Raw genomic sequence first — 15,142 nt, 5'->3', positions numbered from 1 at the left:
TTAAACCCCCAACACACACAATTACTCACGAACCACTCACCAAACTTACGAACCGAACACGCTCGACCTCAACCACACATATTTAAAATCTTATATTTTTATACCACTTCGACCCTGCACTTACTCACTTGCGAGGCCGCTTTCCCGTATCCAACTGTTAACAAATTCCACCTGCCTTGCAAAACATTAATGCTGGCGAACGTGTTCTCTGGTCGCTGAATACAGTTGCTTTTTTATAGTATCGTGAAGATGCGATCAGCTGATTGGCCGCAAATTCATGAACTTTCGTTTCCCCGTGGGACACAATGAGCGAAAATTTCACCCTTTGGGTTTGATTTCCGCCCTTAGAATCTTTTTTAATGTGTGATCACATCAGGTTCTGGTCGCCTCTTTTTTGGTCAACCTAATAAGGACACAACGGAAACAATCGCACCGATCACTCCAGATTGAGAAAGCGGAAAGGTCAATTCACCGCGTGTGCAGTTTAGTGGTGCCTGCTATCTTGATTTTGTGACAAACTAGTACCCAAGTACTTTTTGTTTATGTGATGTGTTCTTTGTGTAAGGGATTTCTGGTGGTTCAGAGCATGAGTTTGGATAATCTCCGGGGGGCCAGTACGAGGTTTGACAAGGCAGAAGGCAACCGAGGTGCAATGGCGTCCAGCGACGGGTTTTATCTAGATTATTTCGGGCTTGACCGACGGCCCTTCACGCTGCTTCCGGATCCCGGATTCATGTACTGGTCGCCGCTGCACAAGCGCGGTTACTCGGTCCTGCAATTCGGCATCATGAGTTGTGCGCCCATCACCGTGCTGACCGGGGAAATCGGGGCCGGGAAAACAACCCTGATACAGCATCTCCTCAGCGAGATGGAGCAGTCGATCACCGTAGGGTTGATCTCGAATGCGCAGGGCGGTCGCGGAGAGCTGCTGCAATGGGTCCTGCACGCGCTGGGTCTGCCGATCGAGGCGGATGCAAGCTATGTACAGATATTCCGGGCGCTGCAGGATTTCCTGGTCGCGGAATATGCCGAGGGCCGGCGGGTGGTTCTGATCTTTGACGAAGCGCAGAACCTGACCGTCGAAGGGTTGGAAGAAATCCGGATGCTGACCAATATCAACTCGAATACGGATGAGCTGATCCAGCTTGTTCTGGTTGGTCAGCCTGAATTGCGCGACATGGTTCTTGATCCCAAGATGCGCCAGCTGACACAGCGCGTTGCCGCAAGTTTTCATCTTGAACGGATGGATGAGTCTTCGGTCAAAGCCTATATCAGCCATAGGATGAAAACGGCTGGCGGTTCAGGCGATGAATTCACCGAAGAGGCCTGCAAGCAGATTTTCAAACAAACGCGCGGTGTTCCGCGACTTGTAAATCAGTTCTGCGACTTTGCCCTGCTTTACGCCTGGACGAATGAGGCCGAGAAGGTGGATGAAGAGGTTGTGGAGCAAGTGGTCAAAGATGGCGTGTTCTTTGGCGGAAACTCACTCGAGAAGGAGCTGACAGTCTGATATGGGCCCGGTTCGCTATTACTTTTCCATTTTCCTGAGACGGTTTCCGTATTTTCTGATCGTCGCGCTCATTGTCTCTGTGGCATCGATCATCATAGCACGGGCGCTGCCCCCGACCTACCTGTCTCAGATGCGCCTGATCGTGGAATCGCCCCAGATTCCAGGCAGCCTGGCCGCGAGTACTGTGACCACACCTGCAGCAGAGCAACTGCAGATCATCGAACAGCGCCTGCTGACCCGACCAGTCCTTCTTGATATCGCCCATGAATTTGAGGTTCTGCCTGATCAGGACGAGGCAACCCCCGATCAGATCGTCAACGCCATGCGCAAGAGCACCTCGATCTGGATCACCGGGGGTCTCAATCAGGCCAATCTGATGACAATCACCTTCGAGGCACGCAGTGGCCAGATTGCGGCAGGTGTGTTGAACAGATACCTGACGGAAATCCAGAAGCTGGATGTCACCTATCGCAAGGAACGCGCGACCGATACGCTGGCCTTCTTCCAGTTGGAAGTCGACCGCCTCAGCGACGAACTGAGCAAACGTAGCGCCCGTATTCTTGAGTTCAAGAATGACAATTCCGATGCGCTCCCCGACAGTCTGCAGTTCAGGCTGGCGCAACAAGGGGCGTTGCAAACCAATCTTGAACAGACGGACCAGCAGATATTTTCCCTCAAGGCGCAGCGAGAAAACCTTATAAGCATCTTCAGCTCGACAGGTCAGGTTGTCGGTGTTTCACCACAAAATCAGACCCAGGCACAGCAGCAACTCAGTCAGTTGCGATCTCAACTCGACAACCAACTCGTGGTCTATTCCGAAAACAGTCCGCAGATCAAACTGCTCCGCGCCAGGATCGAAAAGCTTGAGCAGGTGGTAGCTGCCGAACAAGCAAACGCCCCGGCACCATCTAACCAGACAGGCAATTCGTCCCTTGATCTGCAGCTGGCGCAAATCGACTCGCAGATTGCGGCGCTCGAAGATCAGCGCCGCGTGCTTCAGGACCGGCTCGACGCACTCACCCTGACGATTGATCAGACCCCGGCCAATGCCATCACACTATCTGAACTGCAGCGCGAACATGACAACATCCAAACCCAGTACAATGCCGCAGTCAGTCGTCTGGCCGCAGCCTCGACCGGGGAACGGATTGAGGTCACGTCCCAAGGGCAACGTATTTCCGTCATTGAGCATCCCTCTACGCCAAGCGAGCCTTCGAAACCCAACCGCCTGATGATTGCCGGAGGGGGATCGGCCTTTGGTATCCTGCTGGGGCTGGGGCTGGTGGTTTTGCTGGAGGTCCTGAATCGGTCCGTGCGTCGGCCCGAAGACCTGATCAACAAGCTTGAGGTCTGGCCAATCGCCACTATTCCCTATGCTCCATCACGCGGTGAAGTGTTGATGCAGCGCGCGGTATGGGGTGGGATCATACTGGCCATTCTAATCGGAGTGCCAGCCGGGGTCTGGGCGGTGCATACCTATTACCTGCCCCTCGATCTTATTACCGAGAGAGTGATGGATAAACTGGAGACATACTGGTGAGTATTGTTTCGATTGATTTGGTGAATGTGTGATGGACCGTCTTCAGAAAGCGATTCAAAAGGCGCGCGAGGAACGGCAGAGCCGCGAAAGCCCGCCGCCGGTCATGGAACAACCGCCCCGTCACGCCCCGTCAGAAGACACTCGTGACGCCCGGTGGCAAAGCGTGCCCGAGATACAGATCGACCCAAAGCTCGCAGTGCGCAACCGGCTTGCATCTCTGGCTGGCGGCGCGGACGCCACCCCCTACGACATGTTGCGGACCAAGATGCTGCAGCAGATCTTGTCCAACAAATGGCGCAGGGTGGCATTGACCTCCCCGTACAGCGGGTGCGGCAAAAGCACGACGACGGCCAACCTGGCGTTCAGCCTGGGGCGGCAGGAAGATCTGCGGACGATCGTGATCGATTTCGACATGCGGCGCAGGGGGCTGGCCGAGATTCTGAAGCAAACCGGCAACCACAGTATGGCCGACGTCATTCAGGGGGCGGTGCCGTTTCATGAACATGCGCTGCGGTATGGCAAGAACGTGATCTTCGGGCTGAATTACACGCCCACGCGCAACCCGGCGGAGATCTTGCAAAGCCGACGGGCAATCGAATTCCTCGAACAGCTTGAGGCGGATTACAAACCCGACGTCATTCTGTTCGACACGCCCCCCCTGATGATGAGCGATGACAGCCACGGGTTTCTCAGGAATGTCGATTGTGCCCTGCTTCTGGCGGCCGCCGAAGAAACCAGCATTGACCATATTGACGTTGCCGAACAGCAACTGGCGGAACTGACCAGCGTCATGGGGATCGTGCTGAACAAATGCCGATACATCAGCGGGACGTTTGGCAATGAGTACGGATCCTACTGATACGGCCCCGGCCGATGCAGTGATCATTCCCCATTACAACGATTTGCCCCGGCTGGAACGATGTCTTCTTGCCCTGAGAGAGAATGATCTGACGGCAACTGAAATCGTTGTCGTTGACAACAACTCTCCGGTGTCGCTGGATACGATGCGCCGGGCCTTTCCCGAGGTGCGTTTTGTGGTGGAAACCCAAAAGGGCGCGGCCCATGCCCGCAATCGCGGAGTTGCAGAAACCAGAGCGCCCCGACTGTTTTTCATTGACGCCGATTGCGTACCCGCGCCGGACTGGTTGAGCGTCGGGCGTCAGGTCGCGGATCAGGCCGATCTGATTGGTGGCCGGGTAGATGTTTTTGACGAAACCCCACCCCCGCGCAGCGGCGCAGAAGCGTTCGAGGCTGTTTTTGCATTCAACTTCCGCAGGTATATTGAGGTTCAGGGGTTCTCCGGCGCCGGCAACCTGCTGACCCGACGCGATGTGTTCGATGCGATCGGCGGATTCATCAACGGTGTCTCGGAAGATCGGGAATGGACCATGCGCGCGGTCGCGCGCGGGTATAGCCTGATCTACCGGGATGACTTGCGTGTCAGCCATCCATCCCGGCAGAACTGGCCCGCGCTCAAGGCCAAGTGGCGGCGCACGACACAAGAGGCATATCTGCTGCACGGCACCAACGCGGCCGCGCGCATGCGGTGGGCGATCCGTGGATTGGCCATGCCGGCCAGTGCAATTGTGCACACCCCGAAAATCCTCAGCAGCGACAAGCTGTCCTCGGCGGGCGAAACCAGTCGGGCGGTCATCACGTTGTTCCGGCTCAGATGTCAGCGGATGATCTGGATGTTGCGCCAGGCGGCAGGTGGCAACATCTGATCAAAAGAAAAGGGACCGCGAAACGGCCCCTTGTCCTGTTTGTCAGGTTTGTGTGTCGCTCAGGCGGCTTTGCGGCGACGCGTCAGAGCCAGACCACCAAGCGCGGTCAGAAGCAGCAGACCACCGGCGGGCAGCGGAACTGGTGCGACGTCGAAATCAAACGTAACCGGCACCGGATTGCCATTGGCATCGGTCGCCCCTTGAGAGTTGGCCCAGCTAAACACCAAATTCTGGCTCAAGGTGTTCGGGCTGACGCTGCTGAACAGCGTGCTGAGTGTCGTCTGAACACCACCCAGAACCGACGTCGATGCCAGCACGTTGGCCGGGTTCAAGGCGTCGACCCAGCTCACCGTCAGACCTGTGAACGTGTTCAGCAGATTGATGGTGATCGAAGCGTTCGCAACACCAAAAAGAGGATCAATGGGCGACTGGAAGTTGATCATGTAAACCCCGGGTCCACCCATCGTGGAAACCGTACCGGAGAAGAGCGTGTCGGAGGTGATGTCATATCCACCCCCTGGCAGAGGACCACCACCCGCTGACACCGAGGTCAGAGCGCTGGCCGATCCGGCCATCATCACAGCAGTAGCAAGCCCCGCCGCCATCATCTTAAAAGTTCTAAACATACAAAGTCCCACCTTTGATTTTTATACACACAACCCGCTCGAAATCTCGGCAGGGCACCTACTGCATTTATTAATAATTCATTTCTATTTGATTGCGAAGGATTTTTCTCGGAATTGTGGCTTTTTTTGGGCGCAAAGGCCGATTGCTCGGAACAATGGGTGCTCGAATTATAGTTTGTTTCCCCATCGTGAACCAGAATCACCCGAATAAGGCGAATCTGCGTCTGGAGAACATGCCAACTTTCCGGCGATTCCGAGCGTTTCCACACTGCACCAAACATAATCCAAACCGGTTCAGGCAATGCAGAACCAACCCCGATCACTCTGTCATGAAATGCAACCGGCACGCCTTTTCACATGACGGGCGCCCCGTTCTGCGCAAGGCGAGAAACAATACAAACCATTTCAGCGCACTGTCTACTTTCGGACCGCCGCAAGGACCCTGCGGATCACAACAGAAGGGAAAAAGGCCACAAACCCGGGTTCCACCATATTTATTCTTCGACGGTCCGAAAGTTTCGTGTAGCTTTGGATTGTTATTGTACCAAGTTCAGGCACGCATTTTCAATCGGAAGCCCTTGTTTAGCCGTTTGTCCATTGTGCCTGCCTATTTAGCGAGGAGACATTGCGCATGGGCGTTGGCCAGAACATAGCCGCTGAGAATGCGAACTGGACCTTTGGGGGCAGTGTTCCCGATACGTTTGTAGACCACATCAAATTGTCTGTTCCTCTTTATGAAATGGGTCACGGCCTGATCTGTCAGGTTTCCGATTTCTTCGTCCGCAATGACAGTCTCTGCTATGAAATCGGCACATCGACCGGAGAGTTGATCCGCAAGCTGGCAGAACATAATGCGGGAAAGCCTGACGCACGCTGGATCGGCATCGATGTCGAACCTGAAATGGTGAAAGTCGCCGAAGCTCATTGCGCGGATGTCCCGAACATTTCCATTCTTCATGACGATGCCCGTCATATGGAGATGGAAAAGGCGGACATGATCGTCAGCTATTATACAATGCAGTTCATCCCGCCCCGGTACCGGCAGGAACTGTTCACCAAGATCTACAACACCCTGAACTGGGGCGGTGCGTTTGTCATGTTCGAAAAGGTCCGGGGGCCGGATGCGCGGTTTCAGGATCTTGTGACCCAGCTCTACAACGAATTCAAAATCGGCAACGGATTCTCAAGCGAGGAAATCGTCGAAAAGGCGCGCAGCCTGAAAAGCGTGCTGGAGCCGTTTTCCACTCAGGGCAATCTGGATCTGCTGGGCCGGGCCGGTTTCAAGGATGTGATGAGTATTCAGAAGTATATTTGTTTTGAAGGTTTTCTTGCTATCAAATGATTGCTTAACGCCATGCCGGCAGAGACCGGAGTGGGATAACACCGCTTATGGCCCGATTGATGGAGGCTGCCGAGGACGCTGATGAACGCGCCTGATTTTGATCCTTGTGAAATGGCACTGGAAGACGGGCTGAATGCAATAGTTGCTTGCTTTCAGCACACCGTACTTGTGGCGAAGCTGGTCGCAGAACGGATATGACCGTGTCGGCTCTTTCGGATAAGCCATCTTGGACGGTCGGGGCTTTCCTCCTGGTGATCGCGGCGCTGCTGGTTTGCCTGTCCGTTCTCATGATCAATGGCGGGCCGCTTTATTACTTCGATACCGGCAGTTACATCCGGCAGGGAAATGTGGCCTTGAGCAGTTTCCTTCCGCCGACAGCTGACAGCGTTGCGGCAGGTGTAACCCACACCGCCGATGAGGATAACACCGCAACCGGATCACGGTCACTGATCTATGGCCTCATCATGGCTGCGCTTGTTCGGATCGATGCCCTGTCCGTCCTTCCGGTATTGCATCTGGTTGCTACGCTGCTGGCCGTCTGGATGCTGGCGCGAACCGCTGGCCGGTCGCCGGGCGGGGCACCGAACACAACCATTATGACCGCAGTGCCTTTGTTGGTCGCAGCCAGTACTTCATTGCCGTTTTATGTCGCCTATATGATGCCGGATATTTTTGCACCGGTGCTGCTGATCGTGATTGCCTCACTGACGGCCTTTGGGCGGATGATGCAAACCTGGGAACTGTTTTTGGTATCCAGTCTGGCCCTGTTCAGCGCCCTTCTGCACCCGTCTCATCTGGCGGTTGCGGCGTTAATGATACCTTTTGTCGCTTTGGCCGCGCTCTGGGGGAAAAGACCACGGCGCTGGCGCGCGACAATCTTGATGATGATGGTTCTGGCGCTGGCACTGGCCGAGCGCAAGGCCTTTCAGGTCACCGTGGAAATCGCCACCAACAAAGAGGTCGTCTATACGCCGCATATCACCGCGCGGCTCATCGTTGACGGGCCGGGCATGGATTATCTGGACGAGGTCTGCCCGAATGCCGAAGTGCCCACCTGCGCACTACACGAAGCGCTGTCGTGGTCAGATGATCCCTACAGGCTGACACCCTCCCATATCATTTTCGAACGCTCCCCCAACCTGGGTTCATTCCGGCTCATGTCACCCGAAGATCAGAAACGGGTTGCCCTGTCCCAACGGGAATTCGCCAAGGCGGTTTTCCTGTCCCGGCCTCTTTCCACCTCGTTGGCACTGGCCCGGAACGGCTATCAGCAGGTATTGCGCTATAGCATTGCCATGACGATCCCAACGGATGTGGAGCTGGAAAACGCCCGCTGGTTGGCCAGAATGGAAGATATCCGGCCCGATATGTTCCAAGGCGGTTCATTGTCTCAGGACAGGGGCTGGATAGAAACGGCCGATATCGTGCACGGCGTGATCTATGCCGTCTCTTTTGCCTTTATCGTGTTTATTCTGCTGCGGCCGGGTAGTGTGTCGCGTGACATGAAGCTGTTTGCGCTGTTCATCCTGTTCGGAATAGCGGTCAACGCTCTGGTCTGCGGAGGAGTATCACAACCCGCGGATCGTTACGGCGCGCGCGTGATGTGGTTGTTGCCCTTTACAGCGGCCTTTCTTTTCCTTGTTCAGCGCTCAGGCGCTTCGCGTATCATTGCCGGAGATCCTTCGTGAGTTCAGATCACCCCCTTTCCATCAGCGTGGTCATGCCGGCCTACAATGCCGAACATCTGCTGCCGCGCGTTTTGCCGCCATTGATTGAAATGTTGAATACCGGACAGGTGCAGCAGGTTCTGGTGGTGGATGACCAGTCCCCCGACGGTACCGCGGCGCTGGCACGGGAAATGGGCGCAACTGTTCTGACCACACCCGTCAATGGCGGGCCAGGGGCTGCCCGCAACCTGGCCGCCCAACAAGCCACGGGCGATATCCTGTGGTTCGTGGATTCCGATGTCATCGCCTGGCCGGACGGGCCTGACCATATTCGCCGGGCGATGTCCGAAGACAATGTGGGCGCCGTGTTCGGATCCTATGATGATGCCCCGGACGGGCAGGCCTGGTTTTCACGCTACAAGAACCTTCTGCACCGCTATCACCATCAACGCGCCCGCCGCGAGGCGCGCACCTTCTGGGCCGGGTGTGGCGCCATCCGGCGCGACGTGTTTCTTGAAGTCGGTGGGTTCGATGTCAAAACCTATGAGGTGCCTTCGATCGAAGATATCGAACTGGGCTACCGGATAGCGGCCACCGGTCGCCGTATCCTGGTCGAGCCGCTTTTGCAGGGCAAACACCTGAAGGTCTGGACCATCCGCAACAGCCTGAGCACGGATATCTTCTGCCGTGCCCTGCCCTGGGCCCGGCTGATGATCTCGCGTGAGGGGTTGACCGATGATTTGAACACCTCGATGGCTGAACGTGCACGGGCCGCAATTGCCGGGCTGTTGCTGCTGTCGCTTCTGGCCCTGCCGTTCTGGCCGGGAAGCTGGCCTTTGCCTTTTGTGTTACTGGCTGCGGCCTTTGTCGCCAATCTGGATCTGGTGCGCGCCATGTCCGGGCATGGCGGGCCGTGGTTTGCGTTCAAATGTCTGCTCTACCATCAGGTCTATTATGTCTATTCGGCCACCATCTATGTCTGGTGCCTGTTCGAATATCACATGCTGGGCAGACGGCATAACTTGTCGGTCAGGCGAAGTTAGCCTGTCCGGTTTCACCCGTCGGAAACCGGGCAAACCGATCAGTTTGCCCTGCGCAAGTTTCCTTTGAGGGACCGCGTTCTGGGCTTTCTGGCAGCTTCAATCTGGCCCGGCAGCGTTACCGAAACGCGCGCACCACCCAGAGAGGATGTTCCGATACTGACGGATCCGCCGTAAAGTTCAGCGATATCCTGCACGATCAAAAGCCCCAGCCCATGCCCCTCGGTCTCATCTGTATTGTCTTTCCGAGCCGACCCCTCTGATCTGCCCGCCCCCATTCCGGGGCCATCATCCTCGATACTCAACGTGATCATGCCCGGCTCGGGTGCCGTCACGGATATGCGCACATGGCTCTTGGCCCAGAGACAGGCGTTTTCAAGCAGATTGCCCAGGATCTCCTGAATGTCGGCCTCCTCGCCCCAAAAGGTGGTTCCGGCGTCTATGGCGTTTTCGATATGCGGCATCCTGTTTCGGAGTGTGATGCCAAGTGCAAACGATACATCTTCGGCGCAGGCATGCACCGGAGAGGATTTTCCATAGGGGCGTTCGGTACGCGCGCGGCTGAGGTTGCGTTTGATGACACCGGTCATACGCCCCACAAAATCCGTTATCTGATCTCTTTTATCTCCCTCAAGCTCTTCGGCAACGCGCGCCAATGCCGCCAGCGGCGTTTTCAGGCCATGCGCCAGCTCTGCGTTTTTTCGACGGTGTTTTTCGATGATCGTGCCGTTGCGCCAGTGCAGCTCGCGCAGTTCCTCGACCACGGGAACCAGATCGGGGGGCCATTTCTGATCGTCTATGATGGTGTCGTTTTTACGCATGACCTTCACGGAATTGCTGAGCCGCTTGAGCGGCATCAGCCCCCTGTTCACAGTGATGTAGACCGAAACCGAAACCACTATGGCAAGACCAATGAAAATCAATGCAATCAGCTTTGCAGCCCGGTTGGTTTCTTCCGTGACATGCATCAGTGGGGCCGCAATCCGGAAGGTCAATGTCTCATCCGGTTCCATCCCGGGAAACGCAGCCCGCCTTCCACGCAGAACATCTCCGCCCGGGATTACGAAATTCCCCCCGGCTTCCGGGACGTCCAGAACCCAGCTTTCTGCGGTGACAGGGCCAAGTGACGGGGATTGCAGCAGGATTTCGTCAGACCCGTCACGCGTCAATTGCCAGAACCATTGCTCATTGGTCAGGTCATAATAGCTCGGGCCAACGCTCTCGAGCAGTTCAGCCTGTGCCCCGTCATAGGCGACCCGCCGGGCTTCGATCAACAAATCCTGCCCAAGCAGCAAATCCATTTCGCCGATTTCATGAGCCCGGTAGACCTGAATGCAGATCATGGCCCCGATACCCAGTATGGCGCAGCAGATCGCTATCGTGGCAATCGAAACGCGACGGGGGATCGTAGCCCAATTATGCGTCATCTACCGGAATCCGATACCCATGCCCCCGCACGGTTTCCACCATTCCCGCCGAAGTCTTCCGACGCAAACGTGAGACAAGAACATCGATGACGTTCGATTGCAGATCCATATCCTCGGCATAGATATGTTCGATCAGATCTGCCCGGCTGACGACAGATCCCGCATGTCGGGCGAGATGCTCCAGCGCCCGGAACTCGAAAGCGGTCAGCGATACGCTGCGCCCTTTGAAAAAGGCAGCTTTTTCATCCGGCATAACCGAAAGATCTCCGACATCGATCGAGGGCGTGCCACGCCCGCTTGCACGGCGCACCAAGGCCTCGAGCCGCGCCAGAAGTTCTTCTGAATGAAAAGGCTTTGACAGATAATCATCAGCCCCGCTGCGCAGCCCGGAAACGATATCGTTCCAGCTGTCACGCGCCGACAGGATCAGAACCGGTGCTGCAACCTTGCGGCTGCGCCATTCCCGCAGGATCGACAACCCGTCCAGCCCCGGCAGCCCCAGGTCCAGCACGATCGCGTCCCAATCCTCGGTCTCTCCCAGAAACAGCGCATCATTGCCGTTTCCTGACAGTCTTACGATATCACCCCGGGCGCGCAGCAAACATTCAAGATCACCGCGCAGTGTATCGTCATCTTCCGCAACCAGTACCTTCATAACCCCTCATACGGGACAAACGGTCCAAACGTGAACACAGCATGACAAGACCCGACATGCACCGTTCACCCCCCCTTTTATATATTTCACCAGATCGGTTGTCGAAAGCGATCCGTTTCAGAACCCGAAATTAAGTTTTAACGATTTGAGGTGCCGGATGTGCGGTCTGTTTGGAATTTTCCCAGAGGATACAACCTCATCCCCTGATGTCACACGGCTTCGTCAAAGCGGTTTCGCCATTCGGCACCGCGGCCCCGATGCCGGCAATATTCTGAGCGAGCCCGGTCTTGGCCTGGCCCATCAACGCCTGTCTCTGGTTGATACCGACACCCGGTCGGATCAGCCCTTTACGGACCCAAGCGGCCGCTACATCCTTGTCTACAATGGCGAAGTCTACAACTTCAGAACCCTGCGCGCTGAACTTGAGGCATTGGGCATCCCGTTCCGCACCACCTCGGATACCGAAGTGGTGCTGCACAGCCTGATCCAATGGGGCGAAGATGCGCTTGCCCGGTTCGATGGCATGTTCGGACTTGCCTTTATCGACCGGCAGACACACCGGGTTCTGCTGGCCCGGGACCGGTTTGGCATGAAACCTCTTTACTGGATGCAAGGCATGACCGAACAAGGCCCCGCCTTTCTGTTCGGTTCAGAGATCAAGGCCTTCGAACCCTGGATAACCCTGCAACCCGATGTCAACTCGATCGCGGCTTACCTGATGAAATTCGGAGGCCCGACCAGCGGCCCGACCTTCTATCAGGGGATCCGCAGCCTGACACCCGGCACTTACCTATGGCATGACGGATCGGGCAATATCGACACCGCCTCTTTCTTCCACCTGACCGACTTTCTCGATCTTGATGAGATGACCCGTCTCGATGGCCTGTCGGCTGTCGATATCGTCGATGAATATGCGGATCTCATGCATAAATCCGTGGCCTCACATTTATTCGCGGATGCACCGGTTGGCGCGTTTTGCTCTGGCGGGGTGGATTCATCCCTGATCGTTGCTATCGCAGCGGCCCAACACCAGAATATCGCCCTGTTCCACGCCAATGTGAAAGGCGCCTGGAGCGAGGTGGACGCCGCCTCGGAACTGGCCAAAAGCCTGAAACTTGATCTGCATGTCATCGAGGCTGAAGAGCAGGATTTCGTCGACATGATCCCGCGCGTAATGCGTCACTACGAATACCCGTTTTCCTATCATCCCAATTGCGCGCCATTGATGATGATCGCCCAGCTCGCGGCGGATTCAGGGATCAAGGGGCTGTTGTCAGGCGAAGGATCGGATGAGCTGTTTCTGGGCTACCCCTGGCTTGGCCGCAAACGCCTGACAGACGGGTATGAAAGGATGATCAGCGGGTTGGGTTCGGCCATACGCGCAATACCGGGGGTTGGCCCGATCCTGGCACCTGACCGGATGGGAAACATGGAAAACGTCCGCGACATCCTGAATGGTCGCGAGATGGCGCAGGACAAGCGGGCCGTAGCCGACAGCCTGGCACAGCTGCCTCGCAAGTTTCAGGAAAGAGGCCGGCAATGGAGCCTGGATTACATGCACCACCATCTGCGAACGCTTTTGCATCGCAACGATACAATGGGCATGGCTGCCGGGATCGAGGCGCGGTTCCCGTTTCTGGACACACAGGTTGCCCGGTTCGGGGTCAATCTGCCGGCACGCTACAAGCTCAGAGCCTCTCCGTTCGTTTTCGAGAAGGCACACCCCTTCATCCGCGACAAATGGGTGGTCCGCGAGGTTGCCAACCGCTACATCCCCAACACCCTGAGCCAGCGCATCAAGATCGGGTTCTGGACGACGGTGTTTCAGCGGCTTGAGATCCGGCCGGAATACTTCAGGAACGCCCATTTGGGGGATCTTTTCAGCCTGACCCGGACACAGATGACAAACACCATCGAAGAGGCCGGTCCGGATCTGCGGCTGCGGTTGCTGCTGACCGAGGTGTGGCTGCGATGCCGGCTGGATCATCAGGACGAAGATTGCGAAATCAACAGATTACGCGATCACGTCAGCATCCGGCCGGACAGATTTCGCCCCCGACCCTCCTCTGCCAACAAACCTGTGGGCGCTGCGGTCCACAGTTGAAGGGCTGCCCCTTCCTCAGAGGGCCCTGCTTTTGCGGACGGCGGATTGCGGGGCCGCCTTTTTCTTGGGTTTGGCTTCAAACTCTTCGTGATAGGACCGCTCAACATTGACATCCCAGACGTCATGATTTTCACCCAGGATATTGCGCGCGGCGTACATCGCCGACAGCATGGAATGATCCTGGTTGTTGTAGCGGTGCAGACCATTGCGACCCACGGTCTGGAAGTTTTCCAGCGTCTTCAGCCAGCCGCTGACCGTGTCCAGGGCGTCCTTGTATTCACTGTCATAGACCGGATAGGCCTTGGGCTGCCGGATAACCGCGTGATCGATGACATCGCTGGCCTTGGCCAGACCCAGCTTTTCAAGCTCTTCACTGGCGAGATGCCTGAGGTCCTCGTCACTTGACGACCACAACCCGTCACCTTTCTGGCAGAAATATTCCATCCCGATCGACGCGGTGTTCTGATCGGGCAGCATTTCCGCGGACCAGGCCCGGAAATTCTGGATGCGCCCCACCTTCACCTGCGGGCTGTGGATGTAGATCCAGTTGTCCGGGAACGGGTCCGCGTGATCCAGGATCAGAGTCACGATCAGGAAATCACGATACCGCAGACGGTCTGCCGCCTCGACGACCTCGGGCGGTGGCGGCGGATCAAAAGCATGGATCAGATCACGAACGGCCATCGAATTGACGAACTCCGTGCCTTCCACCCGTTCTGTGTGTTTTTCGCCATCTTCAGTCCAGTGGCGCACATCGATCGAAGTGACGCGATTGCCATCACGGTTCACTTGGATCACTTCGGAATGGGTTTCGACCGAGCCCCCCTTTTCCCGGATCAGATCGCGGGTTTTTTCCCACATCATGCCGGGGCCCAGGCGTGGATACTGGAACTCCTCGATCAGGCTGGCGGTGTCGTTGGCCCCCGAAATCGCGTTCCAGACAGCCTTGGGCAGGGACAGGTTCTTGATCCGCTGCGCGGCCCAGTCGGCGCGGATTTCGGACGGCGGAATACCCCAGACCTTCTTGGTGTAGCTGTGGAAGAAATGCATATAAAGCCGCCCACCAAAGCGGTTGACGACCCAGTCTTCGAACGTGTCTTCCTGCGGCTTCGGCCGCAGCTTCCATTTGATGAAGCTGCCGATGATCTTGTAGGTCTCGTAGGGGCCGATATTGCCAAGGGCGTTGAAGATACGCAGCGGGTAATCGTAGAATTTGTTGCGATAGAAGATGCGGCTCAGGCGTTGCACGGTGATGAAATCATCCCCCATCACCTCGTGCCACATATCCTCGACTTCGCGCACCTTGGTGAAAAACCGATGCCCGCCAATGTCGAAGCGATACCCTTTGTGCGTTTCGGTTCGCGAGATGCCACCAACCATGTCCGAGGCTTCGAACACCCTGGGAACATGTGTGTCGCTCAGTTTCTGAAGTTCATAGGCTGCTGTCAGCCCTGCTGGACCACCACCAATGACGACAACGGGAACAATATCTTTTTTCAAATGACTA

At 56.4% G+C, this 15,142-nt stretch carries 12 protein-coding genes; 8 read left to right on the top strand and 4 right to left on the bottom strand.

Annotation, left to right across the window (positions count from 1 at the left end; genetic code table 11):
• Positions 1-652: 652 nt before the first annotated feature.
• The 4 genes from ACR0I0_RS18435 (at position 653) to ACR0I0_RS18420 (ending at position 4,774) form a co-directional block, all read left to right on the top strand.
• The gene (locus tag ACR0I0_RS18435) at positions 653-1,510 is read left to right on the top strand and encodes an ExeA family protein (RefSeq protein WP_171637909.1); all 858 of its coding nucleotides are present in this window, start codon (positions 653-655) and stop codon (positions 1,508-1,510) included.
• A 130-nt stretch (positions 1,511-1,640) separates the two neighbouring features.
• Positions 1,641-3,050, top strand: coding sequence for a GumC family protein (locus tag ACR0I0_RS18430; protein WP_171637910.1), 1,410 nt, complete (start codon positions 1,641-1,643; stop codon positions 3,048-3,050).
• A 31-nt stretch (positions 3,051-3,081) separates the two neighbouring features.
• Complete coding sequence (locus tag ACR0I0_RS18425) at positions 3,082-3,909, top strand: CpsD/CapB family tyrosine-protein kinase (RefSeq protein ID WP_171637911.1); 828 nt, start codon at positions 3,082-3,084, stop codon at positions 3,907-3,909.
• Positions 3,890-4,774, top strand: coding sequence for a glycosyltransferase family 2 protein (locus tag ACR0I0_RS18420; protein WP_171637912.1), 885 nt, complete (start codon positions 3,890-3,892; stop codon positions 4,772-4,774). The genes ACR0I0_RS18425 and ACR0I0_RS18420 overlap by 20 nt, the downstream gene beginning before the upstream one ends.
• A gap of 59 nt (positions 4,775-4,833) precedes the next feature.
• Here the strand turns inward: ACR0I0_RS18420 and ACR0I0_RS18415 are convergent, their stop codons facing one another.
• Positions 4,834-5,400 carry a VPLPA-CTERM sorting domain-containing protein gene (locus ACR0I0_RS18415; protein ID WP_171637913.1) on the bottom strand — a complete coding sequence of 189 codons (567 nt, stop codon included), beginning with the start codon at positions 5,398-5,400 and terminating at the stop codon, positions 4,834-4,836.
• Positions 5,401-6,031: 631 nt separating this feature from the next.
• Here ACR0I0_RS18415 and ACR0I0_RS18410 point away from each other — a divergent pair.
• From ACR0I0_RS18410 to ACR0I0_RS18400, 3 genes are all read left to right on the top strand, one after another.
• Positions 6,032-6,742 carry a methyltransferase domain-containing protein gene (locus ACR0I0_RS18410; protein WP_170347013.1) on the top strand — a complete coding sequence of 237 codons (711 nt, stop codon included), beginning with the start codon at positions 6,032-6,034 and terminating at the stop codon, positions 6,740-6,742.
• A 200-nt stretch (positions 6,743-6,942) separates the two neighbouring features.
• Positions 6,943-8,430, top strand: coding sequence for a hypothetical protein (locus ACR0I0_RS18405; protein WP_480492480.1), 1,488 nt, complete (start codon positions 6,943-6,945; stop codon positions 8,428-8,430).
• The gene (locus ACR0I0_RS18400; protein ID WP_171617578.1) at positions 8,427-9,452 is read left to right on the top strand and encodes a glycosyltransferase; all 1,026 of its coding nucleotides are present in this window, start codon (positions 8,427-8,429) and stop codon (positions 9,450-9,452) included. The genes ACR0I0_RS18405 and ACR0I0_RS18400 overlap by 4 nt, the downstream gene beginning before the upstream one ends.
• Before the next feature lie 38 nt (positions 9,453-9,490).
• Here the strand turns inward: ACR0I0_RS18400 and ACR0I0_RS18395 are convergent, their stop codons facing one another.
• Together ACR0I0_RS18395 and ACR0I0_RS18390 are read right to left on the bottom strand one after the other, a co-directional pair.
• Entirely contained in the window at positions 9,491-10,876 is a 1,386-nt protein-coding gene (locus ACR0I0_RS18395) for a sensor histidine kinase (protein WP_171637917.1), read from the bottom strand.
• Positions 10,866-11,531, bottom strand: coding sequence for a response regulator transcription factor (locus tag ACR0I0_RS18390; RefSeq protein WP_171637919.1), 666 nt, complete (start codon positions 11,529-11,531; stop codon positions 10,866-10,868). The genes ACR0I0_RS18395 and ACR0I0_RS18390 overlap by 11 nt, the downstream gene beginning before the upstream one ends.
• Positions 11,532-11,688: 157 nt before the next feature.
• Between ACR0I0_RS18390 and asnB the strand changes: the two genes are divergently transcribed.
• Entirely contained in the window at positions 11,689-13,635 is a 1,947-nt protein-coding gene (gene asnB / locus ACR0I0_RS18385) for an asparagine synthase (glutamine-hydrolyzing) (protein WP_171637921.1), read from the top strand.
• Between the two features lie 15 nt (positions 13,636-13,650).
• Here asnB and ACR0I0_RS18380 read toward each other — a convergent pair whose 3' ends face one another.
• Entirely contained in the window at positions 13,651-15,135 is a 1,485-nt protein-coding gene (locus ACR0I0_RS18380) for an NAD(P)/FAD-dependent oxidoreductase (RefSeq protein WP_480492479.1), read from the bottom strand.
• Positions 15,136-15,142: the final 7 nt, after the last annotated feature.

It is taken from the genome of Ruegeria sp. AG6 (assembly GCF_056541565.1).
Note: the sequence above shows the minus strand (reverse complement) of the source record. Positions and strands in the feature narration are given on the sequence as shown.

Excerpts from the sequence above, each read along its gene's own strand:
- ACR0I0_RS18435 (WP_171637909.1), top strand. The coding sequence starts at position 653 with ATGGCGTCCAGCGACGGGTTTTATCTAGATTATTTCGGGCTTGACCGA.
- ACR0I0_RS18430 (WP_171637910.1), top strand. The coding sequence starts at position 1,641 with ATGCGCCTGATCGTGGAATCGCCCCAGATTCCAGGCAGCCTGGCCGCG.
- ACR0I0_RS18425 (WP_171637911.1), top strand. The coding sequence starts at position 3,082 with ATGGACCGTCTTCAGAAAGCGATTCAAAAGGCGCGCGAGGAACGGCAG.
- ACR0I0_RS18420 (WP_171637912.1), top strand. The coding sequence starts at position 3,890 with ATGAGTACGGATCCTACTGATACGGCCCCGGCCGATGCAGTGATCATT.
- ACR0I0_RS18415 (WP_171637913.1), bottom strand. The coding sequence starts at position 5,400 with ATGTTTAGAACTTTTAAGATGATGGCGGCGGGGCTTGCTACTGCTGTG.
- ACR0I0_RS18410 (WP_170347013.1), top strand. The coding sequence starts at position 6,032 with ATGGGCGTTGGCCAGAACATAGCCGCTGAGAATGCGAACTGGACCTTT.
- ACR0I0_RS18395 (WP_171637917.1), bottom strand. The coding sequence starts at position 10,876 with ATGACGCATAATTGGGCTACGATCCCCCGTCGCGTTTCGATTGCCACG.
- ACR0I0_RS18390 (WP_171637919.1), bottom strand. The coding sequence starts at position 11,531 with ATGAAGGTACTGGTTGCGGAAGATGACGATACACTGCGCGGTGATCTT.
- asnB (WP_171637921.1), top strand. The coding sequence starts at position 11,689 with ATGTGCGGTCTGTTTGGAATTTTCCCAGAGGATACAACCTCATCCCCT.